Origin of the sequence: Solibacillus sp. FSL K6-1523, from assembly GCF_038005225.1 — a bacterium.
Classification (GTDB): Bacteria; Bacillota; Bacilli; order Bacillales_A; family Planococcaceae; genus Solibacillus.
The window spans coordinates 3,980,264-3,997,500 of the sequence record NZ_JBBOSU010000001.1; the positions used below are offsets into that span (position 1 = coordinate 3,980,264).

Below are 17,237 nucleotides of genomic sequence, written 5' to 3' on the forward strand. Positions count from 1 at the left end.
GTTTTCATTTTCTTTACAACGCATAATCAGTAAAATGTTACTCGATTATTCAAATGTTCTCCAACCGATATCTTGACGGAAGAAGAAGTTCGTCCATTCTTTTTTGGCAAGTTCTGCATATACCTTTTCTTGCGCTTCTTTTAAATCTTTCGCTTCCGCAGCAACTAAAATAACACGGCCACCATTCCCGACATATTGGCCATCTACAAGCTTTGTACCTGCATGATAAACCGGCAGTTCCAAATCACTTAAATTCGGTAGTGAATGTCCTTTTTCCACATCACCTGGATAACCATCAGCAGCTACGACAACGCCTAAAATCGCCTCTGCTTTCCATTGTAAATCAAATGGCTTTTCGTTCATTAAAGCGAGCATAAATTCACCAAAATCCGATGCCATTCGTGGTAAAACGACTTGTGTTTCCGGATCACCAAAACGCGCATTGAACTCGATTACTTTCGGACCTTTTTGCGTTAAAATTAAGCCAGCATATAAAATCCCTGTAAATGAAACGCCTTCTGCTTCCATTGCTTTTACTGTTGGTTCAACAACTGTATCATAAGCAACTTTTACAATGTCCTCTGAAATTTGTGGCACTGGTGAATAAGCACCCATACCACCTGTGTTTGGTCCACGGTCGCCGTCATATGCACGTTTATGATCTTGTGCAATAACCATTGGATAAATTTGTCCTTTATGAACAAATGACATGAAGCTGAACTCTTCCCCATCAAGGAATTCTTCAATTACGACGCGTGAAGAGGAATCACCAAAGCGTTGATTTCCAATCATATCTTTTACTGCTTCAATTGCTTCTGTTTCTGTCATTGCAACAATTACACCTTTACCTGCTGCAAGTCCATCTGCTTTAATAACGATTGGCGCGCCTTGTTCTTTAATGTACGCCACCGCTTTATCGGCGTCAGTAAATGTTTCATGTGCTGCAGTTGGAATATTATATTTATTCATAATATCTTTTGCATACGATTTTGAACCTTCAATTTGTGCAGCTGCTTTCGTTGGACCAAAGATTACTAACCCTTGCTCATTAAAGTAATCGACAATCCCTTCTGCCAATGGCTGCTCCGGACCTACAAATGTTAAAGCTATTTCATTGTCCTTAGCAAAGTCCGCTAATTTTGCGAAATCTAATGCATCAATTGCAACGATTTCTGCATCATTTTTCATCCCATCATTACCTGGGGCAACAAATACCTTTTGTACTGAAGGGGCATTATTAAATTGTTTTGCGATTGCGTGTTCACGACCACCACTACCGATTACAAGTATGTTCATTTTTTTGCTCTCCTTTAAAGTTGAATTCCTTTTATTGATGTAAGCTTTCTTATATCGATTCTTTTAAAGCAGGTTTCATATGTTCAAGTTATATAGTTCACTATGTATTTTCTGTATAGTAGAAAAAAAACGCCCGCCATAAGCAGGCGAGCGTTTTTATTAATAAAGTGGCAACAACGCTATCCGACCAGAAAAGTATTGTTGTGTCCCTTATAAATATAGGCTGTTACGCGCATCCCCCGACCAAAGTGGATGCATGTAACAATTTATTGAACGAAAGACCCGGCCAAGGTCATTCATTCGATGTTCTTCGCTATTTTTCCGGCCAGAAAGAATAGTGAAGAAAGCATTTGCAAACGCTTCTGCTAATGCCCGGCCAGAGCATTAGTGAAACATTATTCTATTATACTATACATAGTGCTAAATATTCAAATCAATTATTAATGTTTGAAATGACGAACGCCAGTGAATACCATTGCGATACCGTATTTATTGGCTGCGTCGATTGATTCTTGATCTTTAATCGAGCCACCTGGTTGGATGATTGCTTTAATACCTGCTTTAGCAGCAGCTTCAACTGTGTCACCCATTGGGAAAAATGCATCCGATGCAAGTGCTGCGCCGTTTGCTTTTTCTCCTGCTTGCTCAAAAGCAATTTTCGCTGCACCAACACGATTCATTTGACCAGCACCAACGCCTAATGTCATTTGATCGTCTGTTACTACGATTGCATTTGATTTTACGTGCTTCACAACTGCCCAGCCAAGCTTTAATGCATTCCACTCCGCTTCAGTTGGTTCGCGGTCTGTTACAACTTTAATATCTGCTTCGTTAAAACCATAGCGGTCTGGCTCTTGAACAAGTAAGCCACCTTCTACTGATACAACATTAAAATGATCTTGTTTCGCTTGTGCAAAGTCAATTGTCATTAAGCGGATATTTTTCTTTTTCGTTAAAATTTCAAGTGCTTCTTCTGTGAATGAAGGCGCAATAATAATTTCTAAGAAAATTTCACTTAATTTCGTTGCTGTTGCAGCATCCACTTCCATATTTAGAGCAATAATACCACCGAAAATAGACGTTGGATCTGCTTCATATGCTTTATTGAACGCTTCTTCAATTGTTTCACCTGTACCAACACCACATGGATTCATATGCTTCACAGCAACTGCTGCTGGCATTTCGAACTCTTTTACAATTTGTAATGCAGCATTTGCATCTTGGATGTTATTGTAAGATAACTCTTTACCGTGTAATTGATTGGCATAGGCAATTGAGAAATCCGAGCCTAAACGTTTTGCATAAAATGCTGCTTTTTGGTGTGGGTTTTCACCATAACGTAACGTTTGCTTCAACTCATAAGTTAACGTCATGTTTTCTGGGAACTCTTCGCCAATCGCATTTGATAAATGATTTGAAATATACGAATCATATGCAGCTGTATGACGGAATACTTTCGCCGCTAAACGACGACGTGTTTCTAATGTTGTTTTGTTATCTGCTTTTAGCTCTTCTAAAACAGCGGCATAGTCATTTGCATCCACGATTACTGTTACGTAAGCATGATTTTTAGCTGCAGAACGTAGCATTGTTGGACCACCAATATCGATGTTTTCAATCGCATCATCCCAAGAAACATTTGGCTTAGAAATGGTTTCAACGAATGGATAAAGGTTTACACATACGATTTCGATTGGTTCGATACCATGCTCTTCCATTTGTGCAACATGGCTTGGCTCGTCAAATTTCCCTAAAAGACCACCATGAATCATTGGGTTTAATGTCTTCACACGACCATCTAAAATTTCTGGGAATTTTGTTACTTCATCTACTGCTGTTACGGGTACATTGTTATCGTGCAACAATTGTTTTGTACCACCAGTTGATAATACTTCATAGCCAAGAGCTACTAATTCTTTTGCAAATTCTAAAATACCGCTTTTATCTGAAACACTAATAAGTGCGCGTTTAGTCACGATTAGGTCCTCCAATTAATTTCAATTTCAAGTAATCTTTTTTCGGTGAGCACATGCCCTCACAGGAGCGACTCAAACGAAAATTAGTTTTCGAACAACTGCTGTAATGTATTTGTGTACAGTTCATGTTCTAGCTTATGAATACGGGATTCTGTTGCTTCGCGGTCACCTACAACAACGTCGACAGCGCCTTGTGCAATAATTTTCCCTGTATCCATACCAGCATCTACATAATGCACTGTGACACCCGTAATTTTCACACCATGCTCCATCGCTTGTCCAATCGCATCTTTGCCCGGAAATGATGGAAGTAATGATGGGTGAATATTTATGATACGATTTTCATATGCAGACAATAACGTCTCACCAACAAGACGCATGTAGCCTGCTAAAATAATCCACTCGATTTTCTTTTCTTGTAACACTTCAATAATTTTTGCTTCGTACGCTGCCTTTGAATCAAACGTTTTTGGTGCTAATTCCAATACTGGAATACCCAATTTTTCGGCACGCGTTACGACGAAGGCACCTGGCTTGTCTGTAATAACAAGCCCGATGTTTGCTGTTAATTCGCCGCGCTCAATGCTTTCGGCAATTGCTTGAAAGTTACTGCCACTGCCTGAAGCAAATACTGCGATTTTGGTTACCATTACACTAAACTCCCGTCATGCTCACCGTTGAAAATAACGCCTTCACCTTTTACTACGCGACCTATTGTGTATGCTTTTTCACCATTTGCTTCAGTTGCTGCGATCACTTTATCTACTTCACTTGCAGGAACAGCCATAACAAAGCCAATTCCCATATTGAATACGTTATATAAATCCTTGTCTGCTAAAGCACCTTTTTCCTTTAAGAAGTCAAAGATACGTAATGCCGGCCAAGAACCTAAGTCAACTTCTGTTGCTAAGCCTTCTGGCATCATGCGTGGTAGGTTTTCATAGAAACCACCGCCTGTAACGTGTGCACAACCATGAACGTCTGCTGCTTTTAAAGCTGCTAATACTGGTTTTGCGTAAAGCTTCGTAGGGACTAAAAGCGCTTCGCCGATTGGACCAAGATCTTCATAGCCTTCTACAACTGCATCTACCGCACAATCATTATCTGTAAAAATAACTTTACGAACTAAAGAATAACCGTTTGAGTGAACACCACTTGAAGGAAGACCGATTAATACGTCACCTTCTACAATCTTTTCACCCGTAACGATATCTGACTTTTCACAAGCACCTACTGCGAAACCTGCTAAGTCATACTCGTCCTCTTCATAAAGACCTGGCATTTCTGCTGTTTCGCCACCGATTAAAGCTGCACCAGATTGTACACAACCGTCTGCTACGCCTTTTACGATTTGCTCGATTTTTTCAGGCACTGCTTTACCTACCGCAACATAGTCAAGGAAGTATAGTGGCTCTGCACCTTGTGCTACGATATCATTGACACACATTGCCACACAGTCCACGCCAATTGTATCGTGCTTGTCTACCATAAAGGCAAGCTTTAATTTCGTACCTACACCGTCTGTACCTGAAATAAGAACAGGCTCTTTTAAGTTTAATGCAGACAAATCGAACATTCCGCCGAAGCCACCAAAAGTCCCCATCACACCTAATCGATTTGTTCGTTCAACGTGTGATTTCATACGCTTTACTGCTTCATAACCTGCTTCAATATTTACGCCTGCTTGTTCATATGCTTTTGACATAATGTACTTGCTCCTCCTTAAGTAGACCTAATCAATTTCGCTTAACAATCTTTTTCATGTGGTAACACTGTGTCTGGGAAAATTTCTGTTGGATATTTCCCTGTAAAGCATGCCAGGCAAAGTCCACGATTTTCATCTTCGAACGGACGCGCAATTGCTTCGACCATTCCTTCTTCAGATAAAAATGTGATTGTATCTGCACCGATTGCTTCACGCATTTCTTCAACGCTGTGACTAGCAGCCATTAATTGTTCATGTGTTGACGTATCAATACCGTAGAAACATGGGTCGATCATTGGAGGTGATGAAATAACAACATGCACCTCTTTTGCACCTGCTTCTCTTAGCATTTTGACAATACGTTTTGATGTTGTCCCACGAACGATTGAATCATCGACCATCACGACGCGTTTATCTTTTACAACTTGAACAACAGGTGATAATTTCATTTTTACACCGCGCTCACGCAGTTCTTGTGTCGGTTGAATAAATGTACGGCCAACATAGCGATTTTTAATTAAGCCAAGCTCATATGGAATACCACTTGCCTCAGCAAAACCAATCGCTGCTGAAATACTAGAATCGGGTACACCTGTTACAACGTCCGCTTCAATATGGGCACATTCTTTTGCTAAGATTTTCCCCATACGTTTACGTGCCATATGCACATTAATGCCATCAATATTTGAGTCAGGACGCGCTAAATAGACATATTCCATCGCACACATTGCACGGTTAGCTGGATTAGCAAACATATCTGATTCAATGCCTTTATCCGTAATGATCACAAGCTCACCAGGTTCTACTTCACGCACATATTCTGCCCCAATTAAATCAAAAGCACACGTTTCAGAAGCAGCTACCCAACCATCGCCCAATTTACCGATTGCGAGTGGACGTAATCCATTCACATCACGCGCTACCATCATCACATCTTCTGTCATAATTAAAAATGTAAATGCCCCTTTTAATAAAGATAATGCATTTTTCACTTTCTCACGGAATGGTGAATGAGATGATTTTTTAATTAAATGTGCGAGCACTTCCGAATCTGATGTAGAGTGGAAGATACTACCTGCACGCTCTAAATATTGCTTTAAGTGACTCGCATTCACTAGGTTTCCGTTATGTGCAATCGACAAACTGCCAGTAGATGAATGGAAAAGTAGTGGTTGAACATTTTCAAGACCACTATTCCCTTGCGTTGAATAACGTACATGTGCAATCGCTGCTTTACCTTTTACTTTGCTTAGCTTGCCCTCATTGAACACATCGTTGACAAGTCCTTCACCTTTAACAGCACGCAGGTTATTGCCGTCAGTAACGACAATACCCGCGCCTTCTTGTCCTCGGTGCTGCAATGCATGCAATCCGTAGTAACTAATTTGGGCTGGATCATTATGACCCCATATCCCAAATACCCCACATTCTTCGTTTAAGCCTCTGATTTCAGCAAGCATGGGATTGCCCCTTTCCAACTAGAACGGAATTCCTCCACAGTACCTTCGATAAGAACGCCTTGGTCACCGCTAATTTTAACAAGTGCTTCTGCCGTTACGACACCGATTTTCACTGCATCTGTAACGATTTTTTCGAATGCTGCTGCATTTTCTTCTTTTACCGTTAAGATGAAACGAGATTGTGATTCTGAGAATAAAGCCGTTACCGCTGAACCTGCTAATGTCACATCAATACCTAAGCCTTTTGCACTGAATGTTTTTTCAGCTAATGCAACCGCTACGCCACCTTCAGAAACGTCATGTGCTGATTGTACAAATCCTGCACGAATTGCTTCTAAAATAGCCTTTTGACGTGCTGCTTCTACATCTAGATCAATTGCAGGTGCTTTACCTGAAATTTTGCCGTCATTTAATAACTTTTGTAATTCAGAGCCACCAAACTCAGTCGTTGTTTCACCGATTGCATAAACAACGTCACCAGCAGCTTTTACTTCTTGTGTTGTCGTATGTGCTAAGTCAGTAATTAATCCAACCATACCAATTGTTGGTGTTGGGTAAACCGCTTCTCCAGAACGCTCATTATAAAGTGATACGTTACCACCGATTACTGGTGCAGATAATGCGTTACATGCTGCTGCGATACCGTCAGCAGACTTTTCGATTTGCCAGAAAATTTCTGGTTTTTCTGGGTTACCAAAGTTTAAGCAGTCTGTAATTGCTAATGGCTCAGCACCTGAACATACGATATTACGTGCTGCTTCTGCTACTGCAATTTTACCGCCCATTTCCGGATCTAAGTAAATATAGCGAGAGTTACAGTCCGTTGTCATCGCTAACCCTTTATTCGTCCCACGTACACGGATAACCGCTGCATCTGAACCAGGGGCTACTACTGTGCTCGTACGTACTTGGTGGTCATATTGATCATAAACCCACTCTTTAGAAGCAACTGTTGGCGCTTGTAATAGAGCTGATAATGTTTCTTTAAAGCCTTCAATAACTGGCTCTGTATTTTCAATTGCTTGGAACTCAGCAAAGTAAGCTGGCTCTGCAGATGGTTTGTAGTAAACCGGCGCATCTTCTGCAAGTGCATCAGCAGGAACGTCTGCTACTACTACACCGTTATGAACTAAACGTAATTGTTTATCATCCGTTACGTGACCAACTGCAACTGCGTCTAAATCATATTTTTCAAAGATTGCTTTAATTTCTTCTTCACGACCTGCTTTTACAACAAGTAACATACGCTCTTGAGATTCTGAAAGCATCATTTCGTAAGCTGACATGCCCGTTTCACGTTGTGGAATTAAGTCTAAGTTCATTTCCACACCCGTACCTGCTTTAGAAGCCATTTCTGCTGAAGATGATGTAAGACCAGCAGCACCCATATCTTGAATACCTACTAATGCATCCGATTTTACAACTTCTAAACATGCTTCAAGAAGTAGTTTCTCCATGAATGGGTCACCAACTTGTACTGCTGAACGGCTTTCTTCTGAATCCTCTGATAGCTCTTCAGATGAGAATGTCGCACCGTGAATTCCGTCACGACCAGTTTTTGCACCAACGTACATAACTGTGTTCCCAACTCCTGCTGCAACACCTTTTTGAATGTCTTTATGGTCGATTAAACCAACACACATTGCATTGACAAGTGGATTGCCTTCATAGCAAGGATCGAACTGAATTTCTCCACCTACTGTTGGAACGCCGATACAGTTACCATAACCTGCGATACCCGCTACAACTTCTTCAAATAAATATTTACCGCGCGCAGTTTTTAATTCACCGAAACGTAATGAGTTTAACATTGCGATTGGGCGTGCCCCCATTGAGAATACGTCACGTAAAATACCGCCAACGCCTGTTGCTGCACCTTGGTACGGCTCAATTGCTGAAGGGTGGTTATGTGATTCCATTTTAAATACAACCGCTTGCTCATCACCGATATCAACAATACCAGCACCCTCACCTGGTCCTTGTAATACTTGAGGACCTGTTGTAGGGAACTTACGTAATACTGGTTTCGAGTTTTTGTAAGAGCAATGTTCAGACCACATTACCGAGAATAAACCTGTTTCTGTCCAGTTTGGTAGGCGCCCTAAAATACCTTCTACCATCGCAAACTCTTCATCTGACATACCCATTTGAGCATAAAGCTTCTTTTCTTTAATTTGCTCTGCTGTTGGCTCAAAGTTAGTTGTTGACATGATTTTCCCTCCACTGCTTAACAATTGATTTAAATAATTCAAGACCATCTGCTCCGCCTACTAAAGCGTCTACTGCACGCTCTGGGTGAGGCATCATACCAAGTACGTTTCCTTGCTCATTCACAATACCTGCGATGTCTTCTAAAGAACCGTTTGGATTATGACCTGAATAAGTGAACACAATTTGGTTGTTTTCTTTTAATTTTGCTAATGTTTCTTCATCACAATAGTAGTTACCTTCACCATGTGCAATTGGAATATCAATTACTTGACCCGCCCCGTAGTGGTTTGTAAATAATGTATTGTTATTTTCTACTTTAAGTTGCACTGTACGGCACATGAATTTTAAGTCTCTGTTACGTAAAAGTGCGCCTGGTAACAATCCAGCTTCCGTTAAAATTTGGAACCCGTTACATACGCCTAATACTGGTTTACCTGCTGCTGCCGCTTTTTTAACTTCAGCCATAATGTTTGATTGGTTAGCCATTGCGCCACAGCGTAAGTAGTCACCATACGAGAAACCACCAGGAATTAAAACGCCATCAAACTTACTTAAATCTGTTTCAGTATGCCAAACGTACTCTACTTCTTCACCTAGTTCATCTTTGATCGCGTGATACATATCGATGTCACAGTTCGATCCAGGGAACACGATTACTGCGAATTTCATGATTAGTTTGCCTCCTCAATCTCAAAGCGGTAATCTTCAATAACAACGTTCGTTAACACTTTTTCACACATTTCTTTTACGATTGTGTCGATATCACGGTCTGTATCACCGATTGTTAATTCTAAATATTTACCAATACGTAAATCTTGAACTTCTTCATAACCGATTTGTGTTAATGAACCTTTTACTGCTGAACCTTGTGGATCTAAAATGCTTTCGCGTAATGTAACGTAAATTTTAACTTTCTTCATGATTGATTGCCTCCAAGTTTATATAAGTTATTTTCGTATACTTTTCTATCAAACTTTTCTTACTCAGACCAAATGCCGGAATCCTCAATTTGTTGTAATGCTTGATCCAAATCATCTACCATAATTGTTACATGTCCCATTTTACGATTTACTTTTGCTTCTGCTTTTCCGTAAAGGTGAACAGACCAATCAGGATATTTCGAAATAGAGTTTGTTAAGGCTACAACATGCTGTCCAAGTACATTGACCATAATCGATGGTGCCCATAGCTTTGGTTTACGTAATGGCCATCCGCATACAGCACGAATATGCTGTGTGAATTGCGAAATATTGCACGCCTCAATTGAGTAATGACCCGAGTTATGTGGTCGCGGTGCACATTCATTAATAACAATGTTGCCATCTTCTAATACAAATAATTCAACTGCTAATGTTCCGACAAGCTTTAAGTGATCCGCAATTTTCATCGCTGCCTCTTCCGCTAATGCCGCGGTATCATTTGAAATACGAGCTGGTACAATCGTTTCATGTAAAATATGATTGACATGAATATTTTCTCCAACTGGTAAGCAGTACGTTTCACCCTGTCCGTTACGTTGAACAATAACTGAAATTTCCTTCGTAAATGGTACAAAGCCTTCTGCAATACATTGTGAATGGTCAAATAAACTTTTTGCTAATGGCAAATCTTCTGAACCTTTTAACAGTTGCTGTCCTTTGCCATCATAGCCACCACGAGCCGTTTTTACGATGCAAGGGAAGCCAATTTGTTCGATTGACTCACAAAGCTGTTCATAAGTATCTGCTACGACATAAGGTGCTACTGGACATCCTGCTTCGACAATCGCAGCTTTTTCTGTTACACGGTTTTGCGTAATGCGTACGAGCTCAGCCCCTTGAGGAACGTAAGCAATTTCCGTCAACCGCTTTAAACCTTCATAATCAATATTTTCAAATTCGTAAGTAATCACATCACTTACTTCTGCTAATTCTTCTAATGCGGCTTCATCATCATATGGCGCTACGATACGAATATCTGCAACTTGTCCACATGGTGAATCCATTGTAGGCTCTAGTACAGCAATTTTATAACCTGCCTCTTTTGCAGCAACAGCCATCATTCGACCGAGCTGACCGCCACCAATAATGCCAATTGTTTGCCCAGGATAGATCATCTTCGTCACACTAGGTCACCTGTGCTTTCTAAAACTTGTGCCTTCGTTGCTTCACGGCGAGCATCTAGCTTATTTGCTAGTTCTTGATCCGTTGCTCCTAAAATTTGTGCTGCAAGTAAACCTGCGTTTGTTGCGCCTGCTTTACCGATTGCGACTGTCGCTACCGGTACGCCACCTGGCATTTGAACAATTGATAATAATGAATCAAGTCCATTTAATGCACGTGATTGTACTGGAACTCCGATAACAGGTAATGTTGTTTTCGCAGCGACCATACCTGGTAAGTGTGCTGCACCACCCGCACCCGCAATAATGACTTGAATTCCGCGTCCGCGAGCTGCTTCTGCATATTCAAACATTAAGTCTGGCGTACGATGTGCTGATACAACTTTCTTTTCATAAGGAACTGCTAATTCATCTAAAATATCACATGCATGTTTCATTGTTTCCCAGTCACTAGAACTGCCCATAATAACACCAATTTTTGGATTCATCATTTTGCTCTCCTTTAAGACAACCTACTTAATTCAGTAACGCACTAAAAAAGTCCCCAAATAATCTACTCTCTATTCAAAAGAAAGCAAATCACTTGAGGACCTAAAGATGAAAGAATATGCACATAACTTCATTAGAAGACACACCCTTTGCTAATTTTCCCAAAAGTTGCTTTCCCTCATAGTCCGAAATTTAAGGTTTCGGGTAGAAACGCCAGAGCCATATTATCTAGCATATATGTGGGGGTTTAATGTTTTTCCTTTAGTCATTTTAACAAGGGTTCACAAGAAAAGCAACGATAAAATGCGAACGTTATATTTTACCTTAACGATAATGTTCGGTTTTCGGTAACATGTTATAAATTATTCGCTTAAAATGCCTTTAAACATAATCTTTTGACGTAAATATGTTGGTTCTCCATCTACTAGATGAAACACCGGTTCCTCCTTGCGTCCAAATGGCATATATCCATCTTTGTTCATTCTTTCCAAACATTGCTCAATTGTTTCGTTTTCTTGTACTTCATACCAAATCTGTTTTTTAGACAATTTAACTCGTTCCTTTCAAAGTTCTTTATTTTCTTACTATAACATGCGATTATTAATTTTTCCCTAGCGCTCAACTAAAGAACAAGAAATAGACATAATAAAAAAAGCGCACTTATCATTTATAAAATGACAAACACGCCTTTTTCTTATTGTACAAGCTCCATATTTTCTATATACGCGTAAACTTCTTCAAATGTAGCATCTGGGTGCTCAATCATAACATTGTATGTTAAATTATTTTCCGACCATTGAATTAATCGGAAGTTCCCCATCTCCATTTGTTCCCCTGTGGCATTACGCACTGTTATCTTCTCTTCACCTAGCGATACTTCATTATCTATTTGTGCGCTAGGTAAGATTGATAACATGAGCCACTTCTCACCATCCTTACTATAATTAAAGCCGTATTCTAAATGTTTATCAGAACTATAATCCTGAATCCACTCAAGCGTCAAATCATCATCTGTAAACACTAAAAATGTACCAAGCTTTTCAATTACTTGCTCTAATCCAACTTGTTCAAAAGTAATCTCCGTATCCAGCTGTTCCACTACAGCCCCTTCTGGAATTTCCAACACAAATAATTCATCCTCTATTGTTGGCGATAGATCAACTACTTTATATTCCGATACCATCTCTATGTTGGCACTATTCGTAATTGATTTGAGAACCATCCAATTTTCTTTATCCACCCAAATTTCTAAATCACCAATCAAACTTTTTTCTTTTGTTGTTGCTATAATATGATAAGTGGCACGTCCTGCAATCTTTTCTTCACCAGCAATTTTAATATCATGTGTGTCCTCTACGATGTTTAGTAAAATTGAAGCTTGCTCCTTTAATGTTGGCGTTGTAAAACCTGCTGCTTCATTTGAAATATCATATTCATGTACAATATTTTCATTCACATCGAGCATCATTATTTTCTGCCCGTCATTCACCGTAATAAAATGCTCTTTATGACTGCCTTGTAACTCTATACGACGCTTGCCATCCTTTACCCATTCTTTAATCATCGATGGCTGTTCGTCGCCCATATCCATTACATACTCTCCGTAATACGATTGTAACGTCGTTGTATCCTATACCGCTTGATCTAAAATTTCCTGAGGTGATAAATTACTTGTTTCCTCACTACAAGCACCTAGCAATAACCCTACCGCTAATGTACCTGCATAGATCAATTTTTTCATTTATTATTCCTCCTTTTTTGGTAACCAACAAATAATGGCTGTTCCTTCATTTTCATCCGAAGCAACTCCTATTTTTCCACCATGCTTCTCAATAATTTGCCATGCGATGCTTAACCCTAACCCTGCCCCTCGCTGTCCATTTTGACTACGCGCCTGATCTAGCTGATACAACGGTTCAAATAATTGCTGACAGTGTTCTATTGGAATGCCTTCTCCACTATTTTGGATAATCATATATAGGCCTTCTTGTTTTGTTAAATGAGACTTCACCCATTTTTTACAATGAGTTGGTATTATAGGTGGCTCAAAGGCCGTAATTTCGATTCGACCACTTGTTTCCGTATATCGCCAAGCATTTGCTAACAGATTATCCACAACTCTTATTAACTGCTTTGGGTTCACCTCATACATACCCTCGACTTGTATGAACGTACTTACTGAGAACCCCTTCTCTCTACTTACCTGCTCATAATCAGACAACAGCATGTCAAAATACTCGTCACCTTCTACTTCTACTAAATGCATTTTATAAGTAGGTGATTGCAACAATGTATACATCATCAAATCGTCTAACATTTGCTTCATAAAATCTGATTTAGTTAAAATCACTTTTAAATAGTCCTGTTGTTCTTCATTTGATAGCTGCCCATTTTTTAGGCCTTCTGCATATGCTTGAATGGATGTGAGTGGTGTTTTTAAATCATGTGAAAGGCTTGCAATTATAAATTCTTTTTGACCTTGTTCCTCTTGAATCTGCTTTCGGGCCAGTTCTATTTCCTGCTGCATCACCAAAAAACTCCACGCTAGTTCACCCAACTCATCTTTTTTTTCATGCAATGTTGACGGAACTTTTTCCCCTTTAGCAAATGCCTTCATTTGAAGCATAAGCTCTTTCACTGGATGATTTAATCGTTGGTTTAAAAAGTAAATAATTCCCCCATAGATCACTACAAGCAGTAAGATAATACCCGCTACAACTAAATAGGTTTGCGTGTTTACCTGTTCGACCCATTCCGTGCGCAGCAGGACAACCTCATAAATACCTACGATTTTCCCCTTCACATAAATCGGTTCTTTATATGTAAAGGTTCGATAATTTTGTTTAAATTCATATAATCCTTGATACAATATTTTTTTATTTTCAAAACTTCCAACTCGATTATTCATAGGGTTCGATGTATAAATAATTAATCCATTACCGCCATAAAGTGAAATTTGTACTTCATTTGATACAAGTTCCTCTAATTCATTAAAATTCGCCTCACGCTCATACAGTTTATTTTGACTAACAACTTTTTTTATTTTATTGAGTGTCGAACGTTTTTCAAAATACTCCGCAACTTGCTTATCCTGGTAATAATTATTAATCGATAAATAAAGTCCATACACCCCAGCTAAAGGTAATAGCATTACGAGTAAATACGTAAGCAATAGCCACGTTTTTACCTTCATAAAATCTCACCAATAAAGCGATAACCTTTTCCCCAGACCGTTTGAATGAAATGCGGTGTTTTCACAGAATCCTGCAATTTTTCTCGCAAAGATTTAATATGGACTGTCACAGTGTTTGTATCCATAAAGCTTGATTGTTGCCATACATGGATATACAATTCCTCCTTTGTAAATATTTGCCCTACATTTTGAGCTAACACTTTTAAAAGCGCAAACTCCTTTTGTGTCAGTGTTAAATCAATATCATTCAACTCTGCTATATTCTTTGCCCAATTGATTTTTAATCCATGTGCATAGACATCCATTTCTGTAACTTGTTGAACTTTATTGTAGCGTTGCCATCTACGTAATTGTGAGCTAACACGCGCTTTCAATTCCTCTAATGAAAATGGTTTAGCTAAATAATCATCAGCTCCTTGCAAACCTTGGACTTTATCAGTATCTGTATTGCGTGCGCTAATCATAATAATAGGCACATCACTTTCTAGACGTATATGTTCAATCAATGTGAGACCATCCATTTCTGGCATCATCCAATCCACTAATACTAAATCAAAACCGTTTTGTTTAAAATCATGTAATCCTGTTGTTGCCAAAATAACGTGATAGCCTTCTTTAGTAAGTGTATCTTTTATAATTCTTGCTATTTCGTAGTCATCTTCTACTAATAATATTTGCTGCAGCATCTTTATTCCTCCTATCATTAATATAACAGGTGACCTTTATGAACTTTCAAACTTTATAATTTCTTTATTTTCTCATAAAATTTACGTTTTTTAGAATGAAAAAAAGACCCAAAGCATTATGCTTTGAGCCTTTTTATTTTTGCGAAGCGATGTCCTACTCTCACAGGGGGAAGCCCCCAACTACCATCGGCGCTAAAGAGCTTAACTTCCGTGTTCGGTATGGGAACGGGTGTGACCTCTTTGCCATCATCACTTCACTATGAAAGATTGCTCTCTCAAAACTGGATAAACGTTTCATTGAAATTGTGCAATAAATTGTGGTTAAGTCCTCGACCGATTAGTATTCGTCAGCTCCATATGTCGCCACACTTCCACCTCGAACCTATCTACCTGATCGTCTTTCAGGGGTCTTACTTACTTGCGTAATGGGAAATCTCATCTTGAGGGGGGCTTCATGCTTAGATGCTTTCAGCACTTATCCCGTCCACACATAGCTACCCAGCGATGCTCTTGGCAGAACAACTGGTACACCAGCGGTGTGTCCATCCCGGTCCTCTCGTACTAAGGACAGCTCCTCTCAAATTTCCTACGCCCACGACGGATAGGGACCGAACTGTCTCACGACGTTCTGAACCCAGCTCGCGTACCGCTTTAATGGGCGAACAGCCCAACCCTTGGGACCGACTACAGCCCCAGGATGCGATGAGCCGACATCGAGGTGCCAAACCTCCCCGTCGATGTGGACTCTTGGGGGAGATAAGCCTGTTATCCCCGGGGTAGCTTTTATCCGTTGAGCGATGGCCCTTCCATGCGGAACCACCGGATCACTAAGCCCGTCTTTCGACCCTGCTCGACTTGTAGGTCTCGCAGTCAAGCTCCCTTATGCCTTTACACTCTACGAATGATTTCCAACCATTCTGAGGGAACCTTTGGGCGCCTCCGTTACTCTTTAGGAGGCGACCGCCCCAGTCAAACTGTCCGCCTGACACTGTCTCCTACCCCGCTAAGGGGCATGGGTTAGAAGTTCAATACAACCAGGGTAGTATCCCACTGACGCCTCCTTCGAAGCTGGCGCTCCGAGATCTCTGGCTCCTACCTATCCTGTACAAGTTGTACCAAAATTCAATATCAGGCTACAGTAAAGCTCCACGGGGTCTTTCCGTCCTGTCGCGGGTAACCTGCATCTTCACAGGTACTATAATTTCACCGAGTCTCTCGTTGAGACAGTGCCCAGATCGTTACGCCTTTCGTGCGGGTCGGAACTTACCCGACAAGGAATTTCGCTACCTTAGGACCGTTATAGTTACGGCCGCCGTTTACTGGGGCTTCAATTCGTAGCTTCGCTTGCGCTAACCACTCCTCTTAACCTTCCAGCACCGGGCAGGCGTCAGCCCCTATACTTCACCTTACGGTTTTGCAGAGACCTGTGTTTTTGCTAAACAGTCGCCTGGGCCTATTCACTGCGGCTCTCATGCGCTTGCACGCTCAAGAGCACCCCTTCTCCCGAAGTTACGGGGTCATTTTGCCGAGTTCCTTAACGAGAGTTCTCTCGCACACCTTAGGATTCTCTCCTCGACTACCTGTGTCGGTTTGCGGTACGGGCACCTCTCACCTCGATAGAGGCTTTTCTTGGCAGTGTGAAATCAGGAACTTCGTCCATACGGACTCGTCATCACAGCTCAACGTATTAGTGTGCGGATTTGCCTACACACACGCCTTACTGCTTGAACAGAGACAACCAACGCTCTGCTTACCCTATCCTACTGCGTCCCCCCATTTCTCAAACGGTGAGGAGGTGGTACAGGAATATCAACCTGTTGTCCATCGCCTACGCCTATCGGCCTCGGCTTAGGTCCCGACTAACCCTGAGCGGACGAGCCTTCCTCAGGAAACCTTAGTCATACGGTGGACGGGATTCTCACCCGTCTTTCGCTACTCATACCGGCATTCTCACTTCTAAGCGCTCCACCAGTCCTTCCGGTCTGACTTCAACGCCCTTAGAACGCTCTCCTACCACGCATCCATACGGATGCATCCACAGCTTCGGTGAATCGTTTAGCCCCGATAAATTTTCGGCGCAGCGTCACTCGACCAGTGAGCTATTACGCACTCTTTAAATG

At 40.8% G+C, this 17,237-nt stretch carries 14 protein-coding genes, 2 rRNA genes and 1 riboswitch (1 of these 17 cut by a window edge); all 16 genes read right to left on the reverse strand.

The window, feature by feature from the left end; all coding sequences use genetic code 11:
- Positions 1-45 precede the first annotated feature (45 nt).
- Positions 46-1,296, reverse strand: coding sequence for a phosphoribosylamine--glycine ligase (purD, locus tag MHI10_RS19195; protein ID WP_340788323.1), 1,251 nt, complete (start codon positions 1,294-1,296; stop codon positions 46-48).
- A gap of 440 nt (positions 1,297-1,736) precedes the next feature.
- Positions 1,737-3,272: a bifunctional phosphoribosylaminoimidazolecarboxamide formyltransferase/IMP cyclohydrolase gene (purH, locus tag MHI10_RS19200; RefSeq protein ID WP_340788326.1), complete on the reverse strand. Its 1,536-nt coding sequence runs from the start codon at positions 3,270-3,272 to the stop codon at positions 1,737-1,739.
- 83 nt (positions 3,273-3,355) lie between these two features.
- The gene (gene purN / locus MHI10_RS19205; protein WP_340788328.1) at positions 3,356-3,922 is read right to left on the reverse strand and encodes a phosphoribosylglycinamide formyltransferase; all 567 of its coding nucleotides are present in this window, start codon (positions 3,920-3,922) and stop codon (positions 3,356-3,358) included.
- On the reverse strand, positions 3,922-4,977 hold the full coding sequence (gene purM, locus MHI10_RS19210) for a phosphoribosylformylglycinamidine cyclo-ligase (protein ID WP_340788330.1): 1,056 nt from the start codon (positions 4,975-4,977) through the stop codon (positions 3,922-3,924). The genes purN and purM overlap by 1 nt, the downstream gene beginning before the upstream one ends.
- A gap of 41 nt (positions 4,978-5,018) precedes the next feature.
- Positions 5,019-6,437: an amidophosphoribosyltransferase gene (purF, locus tag MHI10_RS19215; RefSeq protein ID WP_340788332.1), complete on the reverse strand. Its 1,419-nt coding sequence runs from the start codon at positions 6,435-6,437 to the stop codon at positions 5,019-5,021.
- On the reverse strand, positions 6,413-8,647 hold the full coding sequence (gene purL, locus MHI10_RS19220; RefSeq protein ID WP_340788334.1) for a phosphoribosylformylglycinamidine synthase subunit PurL: 2,235 nt from the start codon (positions 8,645-8,647) through the stop codon (positions 6,413-6,415). Before purL ends, purF begins: the two co-directional genes overlap by 25 nt.
- Complete coding sequence (purQ, locus tag MHI10_RS19225; RefSeq protein ID WP_340788335.1) at positions 8,634-9,317, reverse strand: phosphoribosylformylglycinamidine synthase subunit PurQ; 684 nt, start codon at positions 9,315-9,317, stop codon at positions 8,634-8,636. The genes purL and purQ overlap by 14 nt, the downstream gene beginning before the upstream one ends.
- Before the next feature lie 2 nt (positions 9,318-9,319).
- Positions 9,320-9,568, reverse strand: a complete 249-nt coding sequence (gene purS, locus MHI10_RS19230; protein ID WP_057984876.1) for a phosphoribosylformylglycinamidine synthase subunit PurS — start codon at positions 9,566-9,568, stop codon at positions 9,320-9,322.
- Positions 9,569-9,627: 59 nt separating this feature from the next.
- Positions 9,628-10,752 carry a 5-(carboxyamino)imidazole ribonucleotide synthase gene (gene purK / locus MHI10_RS19235; protein ID WP_340788337.1) on the reverse strand — a complete coding sequence of 375 codons (1,125 nt, stop codon included), beginning with the start codon at positions 10,750-10,752 and terminating at the stop codon, positions 9,628-9,630.
- Positions 10,749-11,237 (reverse strand): 5-(carboxyamino)imidazole ribonucleotide mutase, encoded by a 489-nt coding sequence (gene purE, locus MHI10_RS19240; protein WP_099425381.1) that lies wholly within the window; start codon positions 11,235-11,237, stop codon positions 10,749-10,751. Before purE ends, purK begins: the two co-directional genes overlap by 4 nt.
- A gap of 162 nt (positions 11,238-11,399) precedes the next feature.
- Positions 11,400-11,499, reverse strand: a riboswitch (purine riboswitch).
- A gap of 101 nt (positions 11,500-11,600) precedes the next feature.
- Positions 11,601-11,786: an NETI motif-containing protein gene (locus tag MHI10_RS19245; RefSeq protein WP_340788340.1), complete on the reverse strand. Its 186-nt coding sequence runs from the start codon at positions 11,784-11,786 to the stop codon at positions 11,601-11,603.
- Between the two features lie 146 nt (positions 11,787-11,932).
- Positions 11,933-12,829, reverse strand: coding sequence for a LolA family protein (locus MHI10_RS19250; RefSeq protein ID WP_340788342.1), 897 nt, complete (start codon positions 12,827-12,829; stop codon positions 11,933-11,935).
- Between the two features lie 153 nt (positions 12,830-12,982).
- Positions 12,983-14,431 carry a sensor histidine kinase gene (locus tag MHI10_RS19255; protein ID WP_340788345.1) on the reverse strand — a complete coding sequence of 483 codons (1,449 nt, stop codon included), beginning with the start codon at positions 14,429-14,431 and terminating at the stop codon, positions 12,983-12,985.
- On the reverse strand, positions 14,428-15,117 hold the full coding sequence (locus MHI10_RS19260; RefSeq protein ID WP_340788347.1) for a response regulator transcription factor: 690 nt from the start codon (positions 15,115-15,117) through the stop codon (positions 14,428-14,430). The genes MHI10_RS19255 and MHI10_RS19260 overlap by 4 nt, the downstream gene beginning before the upstream one ends.
- A gap of 141 nt (positions 15,118-15,258) precedes the next feature.
- Positions 15,259-15,374: ribosomal RNA gene (gene rrf, locus MHI10_RS19265) — 5S ribosomal RNA — on the reverse strand.
- A gap of 60 nt (positions 15,375-15,434) precedes the next feature.
- A 23S ribosomal RNA gene (locus MHI10_RS19270) occupies positions 15,435-17,237 on the reverse strand (it continues 1,124 nt past the right edge of the window).

What these genes read in the sequence shown, in the direction of transcription:
- purD (WP_340788323.1), bottom strand. Translation starts at nt 1,296, where the DNA reads ATGAACATACTTGTAATCGGTAGTGGTGGTCGTGAACACGCAATCGCA.
- purN (WP_340788328.1), bottom strand. Translation starts at nt 3,922, where the DNA reads ATGGTAACCAAAATCGCAGTATTTGCTTCAGGCAGTGGCAGTAACTTT.
- purM (WP_340788330.1), bottom strand. Translation starts at nt 4,977, where the DNA reads ATGTCAAAAGCATATGAACAAGCAGGCGTAAATATTGAAGCAGGTTAT.
- purF (WP_340788332.1), bottom strand. Translation starts at nt 6,437, where the DNA reads ATGCTTGCTGAAATCAGAGGCTTAAACGAAGAATGTGGGGTATTTGGG.
- purL (WP_340788334.1), bottom strand. Translation starts at nt 8,647, where the DNA reads ATGTCAACAACTAACTTTGAGCCAACAGCAGAGCAAATTAAAGAAAAG.
- purQ (WP_340788335.1), bottom strand. Translation starts at nt 9,317, where the DNA reads ATGAAATTCGCAGTAATCGTGTTCCCTGGATCGAACTGTGACATCGAT.
- purS (WP_057984876.1), bottom strand. Translation starts at nt 9,568, where the DNA reads ATGAAGAAAGTTAAAATTTACGTTACATTACGCGAAAGCATTTTAGAT.
- purE (WP_099425381.1), bottom strand. Translation starts at nt 11,237, where the DNA reads ATGAATCCAAAAATTGGTGTTATTATGGGCAGTTCTAGTGACTGGGAA.
- MHI10_RS19250 (WP_340788342.1), bottom strand. Translation starts at nt 12,829, where the DNA reads ATGGATATGGGCGACGAACAGCCATCGATGATTAAAGAATGGGTAAAG.
- MHI10_RS19255 (WP_340788345.1), bottom strand. Translation starts at nt 14,431, where the DNA reads ATGAAGGTAAAAACGTGGCTATTGCTTACGTATTTACTCGTAATGCTA.
- MHI10_RS19260 (WP_340788347.1), bottom strand. Translation starts at nt 15,117, where the DNA reads ATGCTGCAGCAAATATTATTAGTAGAAGATGACTACGAAATAGCAAGA.